A 16,628-nucleotide genomic window follows, 5' to 3' on the forward strand; every position below is an offset into this window, starting at 1 on the left:
CTTCCGTGCGCGGCATGGTCGAAAGCATCCCCCACATGGTCGAGATCATCGAAGAGCGTGACTAAACGCGGCGAAATGCCCGCGTCCATCGCGACATGAAGTACAAACGCCCCGCCGGTCCGGTGGGGCGTTTTTCGTTGCATCCTTCGGGTCCGGCCCGCAGTGTGCACGCGCTATCCCCCTCAGCGGAAGACTTGCAGACCGATGATCCTGAACGACCGTTTCCTGTTCATCCATATTCCGAAAACAGGCGGCAAATCTGTCTTTGCGGCCTTGTCACATCTGGACAACCGCGGCCACCGGTCGCCGTTGGGCCGCATTGCGCGCAGGCTGGGCCTCCGCCGCCCCCCGTTGAAGGCCCGCTTGCGGCGTCATGACACGCTCCAGACGGTCCACCGGTTGACGACGGGCCTTGATGTCTTCTCTTTTGCGGTGGTGCGCGATCCCTACGCCCATGCGGTGTCCCACTACCGGCACCTCAAAAGCCAGAACAAAAACCGCACCTTTGCGCGCCTGACGGAAACCCGGACCCTTGCCGAATTTCTCCGCTGGCGGGCCGACGCGCCGCCGGCCTCCCGTTTGCTGGAAAACAAGAACCTCTTTTTCGCTAAGCTGCCGTCGCAGTCTGCATTTGTGACCCTGAACGGAACCCTCGCCGTCAATCGCATCCTCAAACTGGAAACCCTCGAAGAGGATTTTCGCAGCCTCTGCGATGATCTTGATCTCGGCCCCGTCGCGCTGCCCCGCATCAACGTCAACCTGACGGCACCGCCGGTTCACATCGACGAAGAGGCGACCGCGCTGATCAACCAGATCTACCATGACGATTTCGACACCTTCGGCTATCCGCGACGGGGGATATAACCCGATGACCCTCACCCCCGACCTTATCCGCGCCACCCATGACGCCATCCGCGATGCCACGATCCTGACGCCGCTGGTCCCCGCCACGCGGCTGTCGCTGCAACTTGGCATCGACCTGCACCTCAAACTGGAAAACCGCCAGCACACCAATGCGTTCAAATCCCGCGGTGCGCTGGCAAAATTGCTGACCCTGACGGACGCGCAAAAACAGGCCGGCGTCATCGCCTGCAGCGCGGGCAACCATGCCCAGGGCGTCGCGTATCACGCCACCCGTCTTGGCATCGCCTCTACCATCGTCATGCCCGAAGGCACGCCGTTCAACAAAATCAAGGCCACCCAGACGTTTGGCGCGACTGTCATCACCCACGGCGTGGGCTTTGATGACAGTGTGCAATTCACCCTCGACCGTGCCGCGCGCGACGGGCTGACCTTTATCCATCCCTTTGACGATCCGGTCGTGGCGGCGGGGCAGGGCACCGTTGCGCTGGAAATGCTTGAACAGGCCCCCGACCTTGATGCCATCGTCGTGCCCGTCGGCGGCGGCGGCCTGATTGCGGGCATGGCGGTCGCGGCCAAAGACGCCAAGCCTGCGGTCGAAATCATCGGCGCGCAGGCCGAACTGTTTGACGCCGTGTCGGCGCGGTTCAACAGTCACAAGACCCATTTCAACGGGGCCTCGCTGGCCGAAGGCATCGCCGTCAAGGCCCCCGCCCCCGCAAACATCGACATCATCACATCCCTCGTCGCCCGCGTGGATACCGCAACCGAGGCCCAGATCGAGGATGCGGTTTTTGACCTGCTGTCGTCGGAAAAACTCGTGGCCGAAGGCGCCCCCGGGGCGGGGCTGGCCGTGATCAAAAACAATCTGGACCACTACCAAGGCAAGAAAGTCGGCCTCGTCATCTGCGGCGGCAACATCGACAGCCGCCTTCTGTCCACCTTGATCCTGCGCGGGCTGGTCCGCGACGGGCGCATCACACGGCTGACGTTCGAAATCGACGACACGCCGGGCCAGCTCGCCACAATATCGCGCATCATAGGGGAGGCAGGGGCCAACGTCGTCGAGGTCATTCACCAACGCATGATGCAATCCGTCAGCCTCAAGCAGGCCGAACTCGAAGTCGTGATCGAGGCGCGCGACATCGGGCACGTGGAACAGATCGTCACCACCCTGCGTGGTGAGGGGTTCAGGCTGCGCACCGACAGCGGGGGCTGACACGTCCACGGGGCCAAAAAGTTGTCGACCGGCGTCGGTCTTTCACATTTGTGCCAGAATTTGCGGTTAATCACCTTACAGTTGCAACTGAAAGGTCCCCCATGTTGAAGGCGTCCCTCACTCGTACTGTCCAGTGGCTGAAGGACTTCCGCGCGGATGAAGACGGCGCCGTGACAACGGATTTCGTCGTCTTGACTGCGTCCGTGATGATGATGGGCGCAGCACACGTCAACGATATTGCAACGCAATCCGTCGGGATCGCCGACAAGGTCGAAGACTGTCTGGCCGACGATATCGGTGATCTGCTGGTGGGGGGTGACCCCGAAACCTATCTGGCCAACCTGCAATCCGCAGCGGCGGCGTGTTCCAGCCGGTAAGCAACGCCTCTCAAAACCGGTCGACACTGGCGCGGTCCTGAACGGACCTGCGCATCTCAGACATGTGCGCGGCGCGTCACAGCCGCCCTGTCCGCCTTCATCAACCGCAACCGCAGCCATGCCCCCACCGGGCGCTCGAAATGCTGATGGACCAGATACGCAACCCAGATGCTGACCGCCAGAAACACCGGCAGCGTCAGATAGGACTGCGCGAACGCCCGCCCGCCCCCCAGCCAAAGGTCGATGACCAGAACCGCGGCGATCTGCAGCGGCATATGGACAAGATAAAGGCTGTAACTGATGTCGCCCAGAAATTGCAGGGTCGCACTGCGGCGGGGCAAATGCCTCTCTGCTGCGGCAAGGGCCATGACAATCGCACAGCACCCCGCAAGAAGAACCGCATCGTGGTGCCCCGCGCCCGCGGCCACACCTGCGCCGATTGCCAGACACCCGATGACCCCCCAAAGGCGCGCATCCCCGTTCAGCGCCCGAAAGACGGCATAGCAGGCACCGCCCGCGAAAAAGAACACCCCGCAGGCAAAGACCCAATGCCCGATGATGAACCCGTCCGGGGCCTGCACCAGCAAAATATAGCTGAGCGCCGCCAGCAAAAGACTGCCACCCAGCGGGTTGCGTTTGGTCAGGGACAGGGTGAAGAAAAAGACCACGTAAATGAACAGCTCAGCCGACACCGACCAGATCGGTGCGTTGAAACTGACCCCGTCCGATAAATTCAGGCTGGTATCCAGCATGAACAGATGCAGCACAAAATGCTTCAGGTCGTTGTTGCCCGTAATCTGCCAATACCCTTGGGTCTGCAGACTGATCATCTGCATCCCCGCCACAAGGATCAGGGTCACAAAATGCAGCGGATAGAGCCGCGCAAACCGCGCCACGGCAAATTCGCGGGCATTGGTGGGGCGGGTCCAGTACACATGCGCAAAGACAAACCCCGAAATCACCCAGAACAGCCGCACCGCGTCTTCGCCGTACAAATACGCAGGCCAAAGCCATGACCCGTAAGGCATGTCATATACGGTGACGGGGACCACATAAGTTGTCGCATCCTCAACAAAAAACCGCGTCGCGTGGTAAATTGTGACGAACAACGCCGCGATGCCACGCATGGCGTCGATACAGCCGAAATGGCGGGGCAGGGCGGGATCATGTGTCATTGCCCTTTGATGTATCGGCGCAATCGGGCCAAATGGCGGCAGAGCGGTGGTTTTGCCATGAAAATCCGGCGCGGTGTCTCAGGCACTTGCCCCGTCTGCGCCAATCTCCTATACGCCGCCAGTGGCCTCGTTCTGGCCGCAAGAATCAACATTTAACGCCGCGTGCCTGATCTTCGCTGGGTCAGGTCTTCCGGCAAGGAGACAGCGACATGGTTAAACTGAACGAACTGCACGACAACCCCGGTGCAACGAAACCCAAAAAGCGCGTGGGCCGTGGCCCCGGCTCCGGCACCGGTAAAATGGGTGGCCGTGGTATCAAGGGTCAGAAATCCCGTTCCGGTGTGGCAATCAAGGGGTTCGAAGGCGGTCAGATGCCTTTGTACCAACGTCTGCCCAAGCGCGGCTTCAACAAGCCCAACCGCAAGAAATTCGCCGTTGTGAACCTTGGTCTCATCCAGAAGTTCATCGACGAGAAAAAGTTGGACGGCGCGTCCATCACCGAAGACAGCCTCGTGGAATCCGGCCTGATCCGTCGCAAACTGGACGGTATCCGTGTTCTCGCCAAGGGTGACATCACCGCCAAAGTCAGCATCGAAGTGACCGGTGCGTCCAAGGGCGCCATCGAAGCGGTCGAAAAAGCGGGCGGTAAACTGACAGTCACAGCCCCGGCATCCGAAACGCCCGCGGCTGAATAACGACTTGTGGGGGGCGGTTTCGCCCCTTACATCGTTTTAATGGATAAAGCGCCGCTGCTGGGGATCCGGTCAGCGGCGTTTGCACAACAGATATAGGCACCCAAAATGGCATCAGCAGCAGAACAAATGGCCGCCAACACAAGTTGGGCCGCCTTTGGCCAGGCCAAAGAGCTTCGCCAGCGCATCTTTTTCACGCTTGGCCTTTTGATCGTCTATCGTCTTGGCACGTATATCCCCGTGCCCGGCATCGACACCGACGCCCTGCGTGCGTTCATGGACGAAGCAGCCTCCGGCATTGGCGGTATCCTGTCGATGTTCACCGGTGGCGCGCTCAGCCGGATGGGCATTTTTGCCCTCGGGATCATGCCCTATATCTCTGCCTCGATCATCGTGCAGCTTCTGGGGGCCATGTGGGAACCCCTCAAGCAGCTCAAGAAAGAGGGCGAACAGGGGCGCAAAAAGCTCAACCAATATACCCGTTACGGCACCGTGGTGCTGGCCACGTTCCAGGCCTACGGCATGGCCGCGTCGCTTGAGGCGGGGGAACTTGTGACCGATCCGGGCCTCTATTTCCGTGTGGCCTGTGTGATTACGCTGGTGGGCGGCACCATGTTCCTGATGTGGCTGGGTGAACAGATCACCGCACGCGGCATCGGCAACGGTATTTCCCTGATCATCTTCGTGGGCATCATCGCCGAAGTCCCAGCCGCCCTCGCCGGTTTCTTGGCGCAGGGTCAGGAAACCAACAACTGGGGTCTGGTGCTGGGCGTCTTCGCCATGGTCATCGCGGTCTTCGCCTTCGTGGTCTTCATGGAACGGTCCTTGCGCAAAATCCACATCCAGTACCCGCGCCGTCAGGTCGGCATGAAAGTCTATGACGGTGGGTCCTCCCACCTGCCGATCAAGGTGAACCCCGCAGGCGTGATCCCCGCGATCTTTGCCTCGGCCCTGTTGCTGCTGCCCACAACGCTCAGCACGTTTTCCGGCGGTGATACGGCTGGCCCGATCATGTCGACGTTGCTGGCCTACTTCGGCCCCGGTCAGCCCCTCTATCTGCTGTTCTTCACGGCAATGATCGTCTTCTTCACCTTCTTCTACACCCGCGAAGTGGCGTTCAAGACGGACGAAGTGGCCGATAACCTGAAAAACCAGAACGGCTTTGTCCCCGGCATCCGCCCCGGTCAGCGCACCAAGGAATACCTTGATTACGTGGTCACCCGCATTCTGGTCCTTGGTTCCGCCTATCTGGCGCTGGTCTGTCTGTTGCCGGAAATCCTCCGCGCCAACCTCAGCATTCCTTTTTACTTTGGCGGCACGTCGGTTTTGATTATCGTCAGCGTCGGGATGGACACCATTCAGCAAATCCAGTCCCATCTGCTGGCTCATCAATACGAAGGGCTGATCGAGAAATCCCAGCTGCGCGGCAAGCGCGGCGGCAAGAAACGGAGTCCGTCGCGTCGATGACCAATATTATCCTTCTCGGCCCACCCGGTGCCGGTAAAGGCACCCAAGCGCAAAAGCTGGTCGAAAGCCGCAACATGGTGCAACTGTCCACCGGTGACATGCTGCGTGCGGCGAAAACCTCCGGCACCGAGATGGGCAAGATGGTTGCAGCCGTCATGGACCGCGGTGATCTGGTCACGGACGAGATTGTCATTGGCCTGATCCGCGAACAGCTGGAAACGCGCGCCGATCATGGCGGGTTTATCTTTGACGGCTTCCCCCGCACCCTGCCACAGGCCGATGCACTGGGTGCACTGCTCGATGAGATGGGCCAGACCCTCGATCATGTCATCGAACTGCAGGTGAACGACGAAATTCTTGTGGACCGCATCCTTGGCCGCGCGGCCGAGGCTGTCGCCAAAGGCGGCACCGCCCGCGCCGACGACAACGCCGAAAGCCTCAAGGTGCGGCTGATGGCCTACTACAAACAGACCTCACCGCTGATCGGCTACTACTACGCCAAGGGTGATCTGACCTCCGTGGACGGGCTTGGCACCATGGATGAGGTCGAGGCGTCGATCGCGGCCGTTCTGGGCTAAATCAGGGGATAGGTCCTCGGGGCTTGACGCCCCATCCCAACCCTCCTAAAAGCGCCCATCCTTAACAGGAATCGCACGGGGTCGCGCCCCGTCTAGACCACCTCGATATGACTTAAGGTCGGCAGCAAAAGCTCCGGCCTTACGTTGTGAAAAAAGGGTCCGGCATTACGGACCCGCAACGAAAAGGAAATGCTACCGTGGCACGTATTGCCGGCGTAAACATCCCGACTGCAAAGCGGGTTCCAATCGCCCTCACCTACATCACCGGAATCGGAAACACCTCCGCTGTCGCCATCTGCGAAGCAGTGGGCATCGACGCAACCCGTCGTGTGAACGAACTCTCCGACGCCGAAGTTCTGAAAATTCGTGAACACATCGACGAAAACTACACCGTCGAAGGCGACCTGCGCCGCGAAGTTCAGATGAACATCAAGCGCATGATGGACCTCGGGTCTTACCGTGGCCTGCGTCACCGCCGTAACCTGCCCGTTCGCGGTCAGCGGACTTCCACCAACGCACGTACCCGCAAAGGCCCCGCAAAGGCCATTGCCGGTAAGAAGAAATAAGGGAGGGCAGTACCAATGGCACGTGATCCCCGTCGCGGAGGCAAGAAGAAGGTCTCCAAGAACATCGCAGCTGGCGTTGCACACGTAAACTCCAGCTTCAACAACACCAAAATCCTGATCTCCGATGTGCAGGGCAACGCGATCTCCTGGTCGTCTGCTGGCACCATGGGCTTCAAAGGCTCCCGGAAATCCACACCCTACGCGGCCCAGATGGCGGCTGAGGATGCGGGCAAGAAAGCTCAGGAACACGGTGTCAAGACTTTGGAAGTCGAAGTGCAGGGCCCCGGTTCCGGCCGTGAATCCGCACTGCGCGCTTTGGCTGCTGTTGGCTTCAACATCACGTCCATCCGCGACGTGACGCCAATGGCCCACAACGGCTGTCGCCCGCCAAAGCGCCGCCGCGTCTAAGAACAACCCAAACGTATTGGGGCCCCGGATTTTCCGTGGCCCCATTCCGTCATTTTAACCTCGGGCGTTTGCCTTATTGGACATGAAAGGCAAACAGGAATGGAGGGACACATGATCCACAAGAACTGGGCTGAACTGATCAAGCCAACACAACTGGACGTCAAACCCGGCAATGACCCGGCCCGTCAGGCCACTGTCATCGCCGAACCGCTTGAGCGTGGCTTCGGCCTGACGCTGGGCAACGCCCTGCGCCGCATCCTGATGTCTTCGCTGCAAGGTGCCGCCATCACTGCCGTTCAGATCGACAACGTGCTGCACGAATTCTCCTCCATCTCTGGTGTGCGTGAAGACGTGACCGACGTGGTTCTGAACCTCAAGGGCGTCGCGATCCGTATGGAAGTCGAAGGCCCCAAGCGTCTTCAGGTCCAGGCCAAAGGCCCGGGCGTTGTCACCGCCGGTGACATCTCTGAATCCGCTGGCATCGAAGTGCTGAACAAGGACCATGTGCTGTGCCACCTCGACGAAGGCGCGGACCTTTACATGGAACTGACGGTCAACACCGGCAAAGGCTATGTCTCTGCCGACAAGAACAAGCCTGAAGATGCGCCCATCGGCATGATGTCGATCGACGCCATCTACTCGCCCGTCAAGAAAGTCAGCTACGACGTGCAGCCGACCCGCGAAGGTCAGGTTCTGGACTATGACAAACTGACCATGAAGGTCGAAACAGACGGGTCCATCACGCCGGACGACGCCGTGGCCTTCGCCGCACGCATCCTGCAGGACCAGCTGTCGATCTTCGTGAACTTCGACGAACCTGAATCCGCTCAGGCGGCCTCCGACGACGACGGTCTGGAATTCAACCCGCTGCTGCTCAAGAAGGTGGACGAGTTGGAATTGTCCGTCCGGTCTGCGAACTGCCTGAAGAACGACAACATCGTCTACATCGGCGATCTCATCCAGAAGACCGAAGCAGAAATGCTGCGCACGCCGAACTTCGGCCGCAAGTCCCTGAACGAGATCAAGGAAGTGTTGTCCGGCATGGGCCTGCACCTCGGCATGGATGTCGAAGACTGGCCACCAGACAACATCGAAGATCTGGCCAAGAAGTTCGAAGACAGCTTCTAAAGTTTCCGGCCGGTCCCGTGCGCGGGGCCGGTCCACATCGTGCATATGGTGTACATACAGGTTGTGTACGCAATGTGTACGGGATGTGACCCCGACAGACTGGGCAATTCCGCCCCAATAACGGAGCCCGCGACACGCATCGCCAAGGCCCACCCTAAAACAAAATGGAGACTACAAAATGCGTCACGCACGAGGTTACCGCCGCCTGAACCGCACCCACGAACACCGCAAGGCATTGTGGGCCAACATGGCCGGCTCGCTCATCGAACATGAGCAGATCAAAACCACCCTGCCCAAGGCCAAAGAACTGCGTCCGATCATCGAAAAGATGATCACACTCGCCAAGCGCGGCGATCTGCACGCACGCCGTCAGGCCGCCGCACAACTCAAGCAAGATCAGTATGTTAGCAAACTGTTCGACATCCTCGGCCCTCGCTACAAGGATCGTCAGGGTGGCTACGTCCGCGTCCTGAAGGCCGGCTTCCGCTACGGCGACATGGCACCCATGGCGATCATCGAATTCGTCGACCGCGACGTCGATGCCAAGGGTGCGGCTGACAAAGCCCGCGTTGCAGCGGAAGAAGCCGCTGAATAATTCAAGGTCTGATGACCTGACAAAGGCCCGCCCGAAATGGCGGGCCTTTTGCGTTGAAGCCTTTGTTTTTCAGGCGTAATCTTCCCCATGGCTGATCTTTTCGACACCGGCGCCGCCGTCCCCGACACCGCCCCCCGCCCTTTGGCGGACCGCTTGCGGCCCAAGTCTCTGGGTGAGGTGATTGGCCAGGAACAGGTCCTTGGCCCCGACGCGCCGCTGGGCGTGATGTTGGCGTCTAACTCCCTGTCATCATTGATCTTTTGGGGGCCGCCTGGCGTCGGCAAGACGACTATCGCACGGCTTCTGGCCGACGAAACCGATCTGCATTTCATCCAGATCAGCGCGATCTTCACCGGTGTGCCGGAACTGCGCAAAGTGTTCGAAGCCGCCAAAATGCGTCGCCAAAACGGCAAGGGCACTTTGCTTTTTGTCGATGAAATTCATAGGTTTAACAAAGCCCAGCAAGACGGATTCCTGCCCTATATGGAGGACGGAACGATCCTCCTCGTCGGGGCCACCACCGAAAACCCGTCCTTCGAATTGAACGCCGCTGTCCTGTCACGATCCCAAGTTCTCGTCCTGACGCGCCTGTCCTTGGCCGACCTCGAACGCCTCGCCCAGCGGGCAGAACGGGAGCTTGACCGCAAGCTCCCCCTCGACGGCCCCGCCCGTGAAGCGCTGTTGGAGATGGCCGACGGCGACGGACGCGGGTTGCTCAACCTGATTGAACAAGTCGCGGCGTGGAAGGTGGACGGAAAACTTGATACCGACGCGCTGACCACGCGGTTGATGCGGCGGGCCACGAAATACGACAAGTCCGGCGATGAACATTACAATCTAATCAGTGCGTTACACAAATCCGTCCGTGGGTCCGACCCCGATGCGGCCCTCTACTGGTTTGCCCGAATGCTCAAGGGCGGCGAAGACCCGCGGTTCCTCGCGCGCCGGATCACCCGCATGGCGGTCGAAGACATCGGGCTGGCCGATCCACAGGCGCAAACCATCTGCCTGCACGCGTGGGAAACCTACGAACGTCTCGGCTCGCCCGAGGGGGAACTGGCGCTGGCGCAAGCGGTCACATACCTCGCCCTCGCGCCGAAATCCAACGCGGGCTATGCGGCCTACAAAAACGCAATGCGCGCGGCCGAAAAGACCGGCTCAGAACCGCCCCCCAAACACATCCTCAATGCGCCGACAACTTTGATGAAGGATCAAGGATACGGCGACGGCTACGCCTATGACCACGACGCCGAAGACGGCTTCAGCGGACAAAACTACTTCCCCGAAACCATGAAACGCGGCGTCTACTACAGCCCCGTGGATCGCGGTTTCGAACGGGAACTCAAGAAACGGCTCGACTTTTTTGCCAAGCTGCGCGCCAAGCGGAACGGTTGAAGGCCCCGCGCGGATCGCTTAAGGCAACCCCATGTTTACAACGGTTCTTCAGGTCGCCTTGGGCGGTGCGATTGGTGCAGCGGCGCGCTTTGGCGTGGGCGTGGCCCTGTTCCGCCCCGGTGCGTTTCCCGTGGCCGTGCTGTCGGTCAACGTGATCGGCAGCTTTCTGATGGGCCTTGCCGTTGTCTATCTGGGGCAAAAGACGCCGGGGTCCTTGACCCCGTTCCTGATGACCGGCGTGCTGGGCGGCTTCACCACCTTTTCCGCCTTCTCGCTTGAGGCCTACACATTATTCGAGCGCGGGGAGATCGGGCAGGCCGCCCTTTACGTCGCGCTGTCCGTCATCCTATCGCTCGCCGCTTTGGTCGCGGGCGTGTTTATCATGAGAGGTGTGCTCGCATGAGCCGCGTTCAAAATACCTATGTCGCAGCAGGCGAGGGCGATCAGCGCCTTGATCGCTGGCTCAAACGGCGCTTTCCGCATCTGCAGCAGGGGCGCATCGAAAAGATGTGCCGTAAGGGCGAAATCCGCGTCGATGGCGGGCGGGTGAAATCCTCGACCCGTGTGGAAGAGGGCCAGCAAGTGCGCATCCCGCCGCTGCCCGATCCGAATGCCGTCGATGACCGGCCCCGCGATCTGTCGCCTGCGGACATCAAGCTGATCCAAGGGTGCGTGATCTACAAAGACGATCACGTCATCGCGCTGAACAAACCGTCGGGCCTGCCCACCCAAGGCGGCAGCAAACAGACCCGTCATGTGGATGGTCTGGCCGAGGCGCTTAAATTTGGCTTCGACGAAAAGCCCCGTCTGGTGCACCGGTTGGATAAAGACACATCGGGCGTTCTGCTGCTGGCCCGCACCCGTCTTGCCGCGAAGGCCCTGACCGAGGCGTTCCGCCATCGCAATACCGAAAAAATCTACTGGGCGTTGGTGGCCGGTGTGCCGATCCCGAAACTGGGGTCGGTGAAATACGGGCTGGTGAAACTGCCCGGCCACGGGTCCAAGGGTGAGAACGAAAAGATGCGTTGCGTGCATCCGCGTGACGTGGACAAAACCGAAGGCGCGAAGCGCGCGCACACCGATTACACGGTGCTGACGTCATTGGCCGACCGCACCGCTTGGCTGGCGCTGACGCCGGTCACGGGCCGCACCCACCAGTTGCGTGCCCACATGGCCGAAATCGGACATCCGATCATTGGCGATGGCAAATACGGCGGGGCCGCGCAGGAAAACATGGGCGACGGCTGGGGGGCTGGCATGGGCGAGGAAATCGGGCGCAAACTGCACCTGCATGCGCGGTCCTTGCGGATCGAACACCCCGGCACGGGCAAGGAATTGTACCTCAAGGCGAGCTTGCCTCCGCATATGACCCATTCGTGGCAGTTGTTCGGATGGGAGGAACACCACGCGCCGGATGACCCGTTTGAGGGCATGATATGAGCGATTGGGCCGCAAAACGGTTCTGGACTGAGGTCAACGTGGTCCCTGCTGAGGGCGGTTTTGCCGTGCAGCTGGATGGTCGACCTGTCAAAACTCCGGCGAAGGCCCCTCTGGTCGTGCCCACCCCGACCATGGGGCAGGCGGTGGCTGAGGAATGGCGTGCCGTTGAGGAAAAGATCGACCCCAACGTCATGCCCTACACCCGATCCGCAAACGCGGCGATCGACAAGGTGCGCGTCCAGTTTGATGACGTGGCCGAAATGCTGGCGGCCTACGGGGGCAGCGATCTGCTGTGTTACCGCGCGACCCATCCCGACCCGTTGATCGAAAGACAGGCACGGGGTTGGGATCCGTTGCTGGATTGGGCCGACGAGACCTTTGGTGCCCGTTTGCGCCCGACGGCGGGCGTTATGCCGATTGAGCAGGATGCGGCGGCGCTGCGCGCTTTGGCGGCCCCTTTGTATGATGCGACGCCATTCGAATTGACGGCATTGCACGATCTGATTGCCCTGTCCGGGTCGCTGGTCATGGGCCTTGCCGTGGCCCACGGGCGTCTGTCGGTCGAAGACGGTTGGGCGCTTTCGCGCATTGATGAGGACTGGCAGATCGAACAATGGGGCGAGGACGAAGACGCGATGCAGGCCGCCGCTGTCAAAGAGGCGGCCTTTCATCACGCCCATCTGTTCTACAAAATGTCCAAAGACGGGGCATAAGTCTGAAATTGAGGCACCAAGCGGTCTAACTTTCCGGCAGAGGCCCATGAAATCATCGGAAACTGATGATGAGGGCCTTGACCTCGCCAGATGAATCCTCGCACTCTACGGGCGTTGCGCAGGTCCGCCTGCGACGTATCACTCCTGCCGCTCAGGCAGATAAGAAAACCCTGTGGCTCACGCAGGGAAACTCAGGAAGAGGTATCTCATGAAAAAATCAGTACTCCTCGGTGCAATGACCGTCGCAGGTCTGGCCGCCGGTGCAGCTGGTGCAGCCACGCTTGACGACGTCAAAGCACGCGGCACACTGAACTGTGGTGTGACAACTGGCTTGACCGGTTTCGCAGCCCCCGACGCCAACGGCGTTTGGGAAGGCTTCGACGTTGGCGTTTGCCGCGCTGTTGCTGCTGCCGTTCTCGGCGATCCAATGGCTGTGGAATTCGTTCCAACAACAGGTCAGACACGTTTCACGGCACTCGCATCCGGCGAAATCGACATGCTGGCCCGTAACACCACATGGACATTCTCCCGCGATGTCGACCTCAAGTTCACCTTCGTTGGCGTGAACTACTATGACGGTCAGGGCTTCATGGTCCCACGTGATCTGGGCGTGTCCTCCGCCAAAGACCTCGACGGCGCGACTGTCTGCATCCAGACAGGCACCACAACAGAGCTGAACCTGGCCGACTACTTCCGGACCAACAACATCTCTTACGAGCCCGTGCCAATCGAAACCAACGCCGAAGCACAGCAGCAGTACCTTGCTGGCGCATGCGACGTCTACACAACAGACGCCTCCGGCCTGGCCGCGACACGTGCAACCTTCGAGAACCCAGGCGATCACGTTCTGCTGCCAGAAATCGTATCCAAAGAGCCACTCGGCCCGCTGGTACGTCACGGTGACGACGAGTGGGGCGACGTTGTTCGCTGGACTCTGAACGCACTGATCACAGCTGAAGAGCTGAACGTGTCTTCTGCCAACATCGAAGAACTGTCCGCAGGCACCAACAACCCAGAGATCAACCGTCTGCTGGGCACCGAAGGTGAACTGGGTGCGATGCTTGGTCTTGACGCTGACTGGGCCAAGAACGCCATCATGGCGGGCGGCAACTACGGTGAGCTGTTCGAAAAGAACATCGGTGAGAACACGCCAATCGGTCTGGCACGGGGTCTGAACGCCCAGTGGACAGACGGTGGCCTGATCTACTCCCCACCTTTCCGCTAAGTTTTAGCTGATGCAAAGGGCGCGGTTTTCGGACCGCGCCCTTTCGCAAATCCACACCACACCACCAAGAAAAGTATCGGAAACGCGAAGGGTCGGACGACCGGCCTGGGAATGATTTTCGAAGATCCCGATGGGACAGGGAGTTTGCGGATGACAACGCTCACCGATCCACCGAAAGCAGGCTTTCGGCTTAGCCAACTTATTTACGACACCCGCTACAGGTCGATCACAATCCAGGTGATTGCCATGATCCTTGTGGTGCTGGGTCTTTACTGGCTGGTCAACAACACCATCCAGAACCTTGCCGCTTTGGGCAAAGATTTTGATTTCGGGTTCCTGTCGCAGCCTGCGGGTTATGACATCAACCAACGACTGGTCGAGTATACCTCCCAGTCGACACACGGAAGTGCCGCCTTTGTCGGCATCCTCAATACCCTGCTGGTCGCTTTTTTGGGCTGTATTCTGGCCACGATCCTCGGCGTGATCGCCGGTGTCTTGCGTCTGTCCAAGAACTGGATCGTCAACAAATTGATGGCGGTCTACGTCGAAGGGTTCCGCAACGTGCCGCTTTTGCTGTGGATCATCGCGATTTTCGCGCTGATGACCGAAGGCATGCCGCAGCCGCGTGATTTCAAGGTCGGCGGGGATGCCGCCATGATCCTTGGTGAAAGTGTCGCCGTGACAAACCGCGGCGTCTATGTGCCCGGTGTCGTTCTTGAAAACGGCTGGTTCGCCAACCCGGCGGTCAACTGGCTGGTTATCATCGGCACCCTGATCGTGTCCCTGTTCGTCATCCGCCTTATCCGTCGCCGCGCCGACCGTATTCAGGAAGCCACCGGCGTCCGCCCCACAACGTGGTGGCAGCAACTGGCGCTTTTGATTGTTCCTGCGGGTCTTGTCCTGTTCCTGATGGGCGCTGCCATGCAGTACCCCTACATTCGCGGTTTCAACTTCACCGACGGTATTCACCTGCGCAACTCGCTGATTGCGCTGTGGCTGGCCCTGTCGCTGTATACAGGTGCCTTCATTGCGGAAATCGTGCGTGCCGGTATCCTTGCGATTTCCAAAGGCCAGTCCGAGGCCGCCGCCGCATTGGGCCTGCGCCCCAGCCGCACCATGAACCTTGTGATCCTGCCGCAGGCGATGCGGGTCATCATTCCGCCGCTGATTTCGCAGTACCTGAACCTGACGAAGAACTCCTCACTGGCGATTGCCGTGGGGTATATGGACGTGCGGTCCACCCTTGGGGGCATCACCATCAACCAGACCGGTCGAGAGTTGGAGGGGATGTTGCTTCTGGGTGCATTCTACCTCGTGCTCAGCTTGCTGATCTCTGGCGTCATGAACGTCTACAACAACCGCACGCAGCTGAAGGAGCGCTAAGATGAGCGATACGCACGCACAAACCGTCTCCTACGTCCGTGAGACCATGCTGCCCGAGGCCGAGCCCCCCGTCACAGAACGCGGAGCCGTCAAATGGGTCCGTGAGAACCTGTTCTCCAGCTTCGCCAATATCATCCTGACGGTCCTGTCGCTGATCGTCATCTATTGGGCGCTGTCGCTGATCCTGCCATGGGCCTTTGGTGGCGTCTGGAACGCCGGATCATTGACCGAATGCCGTGAGGTTTTGTTCAGCTTCTACAAGGGCAGCCATGATGGTGCCTGTTGGGCCGTGATCGAAGACCGCTGGTTGCAGTTGATGTTCGGCTTCTACCCGCCTGAACTGTACTGGCGTCCGATCCTTGCCTTTGTGCTGCTGTTTGTGGCGCTGGCCCCCGTGCTGTTTTCTGACAAAGTGCCAAGCCAGTTGATCTGGTTCACCGTGATCTACCCGTTCCTCGCCACATGGCTGATCTGGGGCGGCGCGTTCTGGACACCTATTCTGGCGATGCTGGGCTTTGTGGTCGCATTCGCGGCCTACAAAATCCTCAGCAAAATCGCAGGACCAATCGTGGCCAACCTTGGTGCGCTGGTTGCGGCTTTGGTCTGGTGGGGCGCCCTGATGGGGCCCATCGACGATGCGTTGAACAAAATGGTGGGCGCGGGCCGTCTGGCCGACACCACCGCATCTCTCGAACAGCAGGCCGAAGAGTTGCCCGTGCAACTGGCCGCCCTGTCCGACGACGCCGAAGCCAAAGCCGCCGAGATTGCGGCCGCAGTCGAAGAAAAGAACGCGCTGCTGGTGCAAATGACCGAAATCCGTATCGAGGAATTCGCGATTGAACAGCAGATCGACCCCAAGGAAACGGCGCTGCAACTGTTCAATGCCGCCGAAGAAAGCCTTGATGAACTGGCGGCCCTGCAAACCAGATGGGGTGCCGACAGCGATTTCAACGCCGCCACCGCGTCCGAAAGCGACCTGGCCGAGGCCGGTGCCGCCGCCACGCAAATCGAAAATCTGCGGGGCAATGTCGTGTCGTTCCTGTCGGACGGCCTGTCCGACATCGCAGACAACACCGCCGAACCCGAAGAGGTCGCCAGCCTTATGGCCGCCGGCGCTGCGGAACAGGACCCGTCAATCCTTGAGGACGTGAATGCGCTGGTCAGCAAGTCGACCTTTACCGACGCTTTGCCTGACCTGATCGCCCGCGCCGAAGCCTTGGACGAAAGCTCCGACATTCCCGCCCTGCGCGCGGATATCGAAACCGTCACAGCGGCTTTGCAATCGGACATCGACACATTGGGCACGATCCACGACAAGATCATCGCCACGAATGTGGACGACTTGGAAGCCCCGCAAGCGGCCTTCAGCGCCAAGATGGAAGAGCTTACCGCGCTGCGCGATGAGG

At 60.0% G+C, this 16,628-nt stretch carries 17 protein-coding genes and 1 pseudogene; 17 read left to right on the forward strand and 1 reads right to left on the reverse strand.

Features of this window, described 5'->3' with window-relative positions:
* The first annotated feature begins 204 nt into the window (after window positions 1-204).
* The 3 genes from QZ653_RS11310 to QZ653_RS11320 all read left to right on the forward strand — a co-directional run bounded on the left by QZ653_RS11310 (window position 205) and on the right by QZ653_RS11320 (window position 2,457).
* Window positions 205-864, forward strand: coding sequence for a sulfotransferase family 2 domain-containing protein (locus QZ653_RS11310; RefSeq protein WP_296420189.1), 660 nt, complete (start codon window positions 205-207; stop codon window positions 862-864).
* Window positions 865-868: 4 nt separating this feature from the next.
* Entirely contained in the window at window positions 869-2,080 is a 1,212-nt protein-coding gene (locus tag QZ653_RS11315; protein ID WP_296420190.1) for a threonine ammonia-lyase, read from the forward strand.
* 101 nt (window positions 2,081-2,181) lie between these two features.
* The gene (locus tag QZ653_RS11320; RefSeq protein ID WP_296420191.1) at window positions 2,182-2,457 is read left to right on the forward strand and encodes a hypothetical protein; all 276 of its coding nucleotides are present in this window, start codon (window positions 2,182-2,184) and stop codon (window positions 2,455-2,457) included.
* A 56-nt stretch (window positions 2,458-2,513) separates the two neighbouring features.
* Here the strand turns inward: QZ653_RS11320 and QZ653_RS11325 are convergent, their stop codons facing one another.
* A complete protein-coding gene (locus QZ653_RS11325) occupies window positions 2,514-3,632 on the reverse strand; it encodes an acyltransferase family protein (protein ID WP_296420192.1) in 1,119 nt (372 codons plus the stop codon).
* A gap of 209 nt (window positions 3,633-3,841) precedes the next feature.
* Between QZ653_RS11325 and rplO the strand changes: the two genes are divergently transcribed.
* The 14 genes and pseudogenes from rplO to QZ653_RS11395 form a co-directional block, all read left to right on the forward strand.
* On the forward strand, window positions 3,842-4,327 hold the full coding sequence (gene rplO / locus QZ653_RS11330) for a 50S ribosomal protein L15 (RefSeq protein WP_296420193.1): 486 nt from the start codon (window positions 3,842-3,844) through the stop codon (window positions 4,325-4,327).
* A 105-nt stretch (window positions 4,328-4,432) separates the two neighbouring features.
* Entirely contained in the window at window positions 4,433-5,791 is a 1,359-nt protein-coding gene (secY, locus tag QZ653_RS11335; protein ID WP_296420194.1) for a preprotein translocase subunit SecY, read from the forward strand.
* Window positions 5,788-6,369, forward strand: coding sequence for an adenylate kinase (locus QZ653_RS11340; RefSeq protein WP_296420195.1), 582 nt, complete (start codon window positions 5,788-5,790; stop codon window positions 6,367-6,369). The genes secY and QZ653_RS11340 overlap by 4 nt, the downstream gene beginning before the upstream one ends.
* Window positions 6,370-6,566: 197 nt before the next feature.
* Window positions 6,567-6,935 carry a 30S ribosomal protein S13 gene (gene rpsM, locus QZ653_RS11345; protein ID WP_296420196.1) on the forward strand — a complete coding sequence of 123 codons (369 nt, stop codon included), beginning with the start codon at window positions 6,567-6,569 and terminating at the stop codon, window positions 6,933-6,935.
* A 15-nt stretch (window positions 6,936-6,950) separates the two neighbouring features.
* The gene (rpsK, locus tag QZ653_RS11350) at window positions 6,951-7,343 is read left to right on the forward strand and encodes a 30S ribosomal protein S11 (RefSeq protein WP_085863633.1); all 393 of its coding nucleotides are present in this window, start codon (window positions 6,951-6,953) and stop codon (window positions 7,341-7,343) included.
* Between the two features lie 111 nt (window positions 7,344-7,454).
* Window positions 7,455-8,471, forward strand: a complete 1,017-nt coding sequence (locus QZ653_RS11355) for a DNA-directed RNA polymerase subunit alpha (RefSeq protein ID WP_296420197.1) — start codon at window positions 7,455-7,457, stop codon at window positions 8,469-8,471.
* Between the two features lie 178 nt (window positions 8,472-8,649).
* Window positions 8,650-9,066, forward strand: coding sequence for a 50S ribosomal protein L17 (gene rplQ / locus QZ653_RS11360; RefSeq protein ID WP_296420198.1), 417 nt, complete (start codon window positions 8,650-8,652; stop codon window positions 9,064-9,066).
* A gap of 87 nt (window positions 9,067-9,153) precedes the next feature.
* Complete coding sequence (locus QZ653_RS11365; RefSeq protein WP_296420199.1) at window positions 9,154-10,461, forward strand: replication-associated recombination protein A; 1,308 nt, start codon at window positions 9,154-9,156, stop codon at window positions 10,459-10,461.
* Window positions 10,462-10,492: 31 nt separating this feature from the next.
* A complete protein-coding gene (gene crcB / locus QZ653_RS11370) occupies window positions 10,493-10,864 on the forward strand; it encodes a fluoride efflux transporter CrcB (RefSeq protein ID WP_296420200.1) in 372 nt (123 codons plus the stop codon).
* Window positions 10,861-11,901, forward strand: coding sequence for an RluA family pseudouridine synthase (locus tag QZ653_RS11375; RefSeq protein WP_296420201.1), 1,041 nt, complete (start codon window positions 10,861-10,863; stop codon window positions 11,899-11,901). Before crcB ends, QZ653_RS11375 begins: the two co-directional genes overlap by 4 nt.
* Window positions 11,898-12,614 carry an ATP12 family chaperone protein gene (locus QZ653_RS11380; protein WP_296420202.1) on the forward strand — a complete coding sequence of 239 codons (717 nt, stop codon included), beginning with the start codon at window positions 11,898-11,900 and terminating at the stop codon, window positions 12,612-12,614. The genes QZ653_RS11375 and QZ653_RS11380 overlap by 4 nt, the downstream gene beginning before the upstream one ends.
* A 208-nt stretch (window positions 12,615-12,822) precedes the next feature.
* A complete protein-coding gene (locus QZ653_RS11385) occupies window positions 12,823-13,839 on the forward strand; it encodes an amino acid ABC transporter substrate-binding protein (RefSeq protein WP_296420203.1) in 1,017 nt (338 codons plus the stop codon).
* A gap of 150 nt (window positions 13,840-13,989) precedes the next feature.
* Window positions 13,990-15,222, forward strand: coding sequence for an amino acid ABC transporter permease (locus QZ653_RS11390; protein WP_296420204.1), 1,233 nt, complete (start codon window positions 13,990-13,992; stop codon window positions 15,220-15,222).
* 1 nt (window position 15,223) lies between these two features.
* Window positions 15,224-16,628, forward strand: a pseudogene (locus QZ653_RS11395) (amino acid ABC transporter permease); the annotation flags it as partial.

The organism is Pseudooctadecabacter sp. (assembly GCF_020627745.1).
GTDB lineage: Bacteria > Pseudomonadota > Alphaproteobacteria > Rhodobacterales > Rhodobacteraceae > Octadecabacter.

Excerpts from the sequence above, each read along its gene's own strand:
- QZ653_RS11310 (WP_296420189.1), top strand. The coding sequence starts at position 205 with ATGATCCTGAACGACCGTTTCCTGTTCATCCATATTCCGAAAACAGGC.
- QZ653_RS11315 (WP_296420190.1), top strand. The coding sequence starts at position 869 with ATGACCCTCACCCCCGACCTTATCCGCGCCACCCATGACGCCATCCGC.
- QZ653_RS11320 (WP_296420191.1), top strand. The coding sequence starts at position 2,182 with ATGTTGAAGGCGTCCCTCACTCGTACTGTCCAGTGGCTGAAGGACTTC.
- QZ653_RS11325 (WP_296420192.1), bottom strand. The coding sequence starts at position 3,632 with ATGACACATGATCCCGCCCTGCCCCGCCATTTCGGCTGTATCGACGCC.
- rplO (WP_296420193.1), top strand. The coding sequence starts at position 3,842 with ATGGTTAAACTGAACGAACTGCACGACAACCCCGGTGCAACGAAACCC.
- secY (WP_296420194.1), top strand. The coding sequence starts at position 4,433 with ATGGCATCAGCAGCAGAACAAATGGCCGCCAACACAAGTTGGGCCGCC.
- QZ653_RS11340 (WP_296420195.1), top strand. The coding sequence starts at position 5,788 with ATGACCAATATTATCCTTCTCGGCCCACCCGGTGCCGGTAAAGGCACC.
- rpsK (WP_085863633.1), top strand. The coding sequence starts at position 6,951 with ATGGCACGTGATCCCCGTCGCGGAGGCAAGAAGAAGGTCTCCAAGAAC.
- QZ653_RS11355 (WP_296420197.1), top strand. The coding sequence starts at position 7,455 with ATGATCCACAAGAACTGGGCTGAACTGATCAAGCCAACACAACTGGAC.
- rplQ (WP_296420198.1), top strand. The coding sequence starts at position 8,650 with ATGCGTCACGCACGAGGTTACCGCCGCCTGAACCGCACCCACGAACAC.
- QZ653_RS11365 (WP_296420199.1), top strand. The coding sequence starts at position 9,154 with ATGGCTGATCTTTTCGACACCGGCGCCGCCGTCCCCGACACCGCCCCC.
- crcB (WP_296420200.1), top strand. The coding sequence starts at position 10,493 with ATGTTTACAACGGTTCTTCAGGTCGCCTTGGGCGGTGCGATTGGTGCA.
- QZ653_RS11375 (WP_296420201.1), top strand. The coding sequence starts at position 10,861 with ATGAGCCGCGTTCAAAATACCTATGTCGCAGCAGGCGAGGGCGATCAG.
- QZ653_RS11380 (WP_296420202.1), top strand. The coding sequence starts at position 11,898 with ATGAGCGATTGGGCCGCAAAACGGTTCTGGACTGAGGTCAACGTGGTC.
- QZ653_RS11385 (WP_296420203.1), top strand. The coding sequence starts at position 12,823 with ATGAAAAAATCAGTACTCCTCGGTGCAATGACCGTCGCAGGTCTGGCC.
- QZ653_RS11390 (WP_296420204.1), top strand. The coding sequence starts at position 13,990 with ATGACAACGCTCACCGATCCACCGAAAGCAGGCTTTCGGCTTAGCCAA.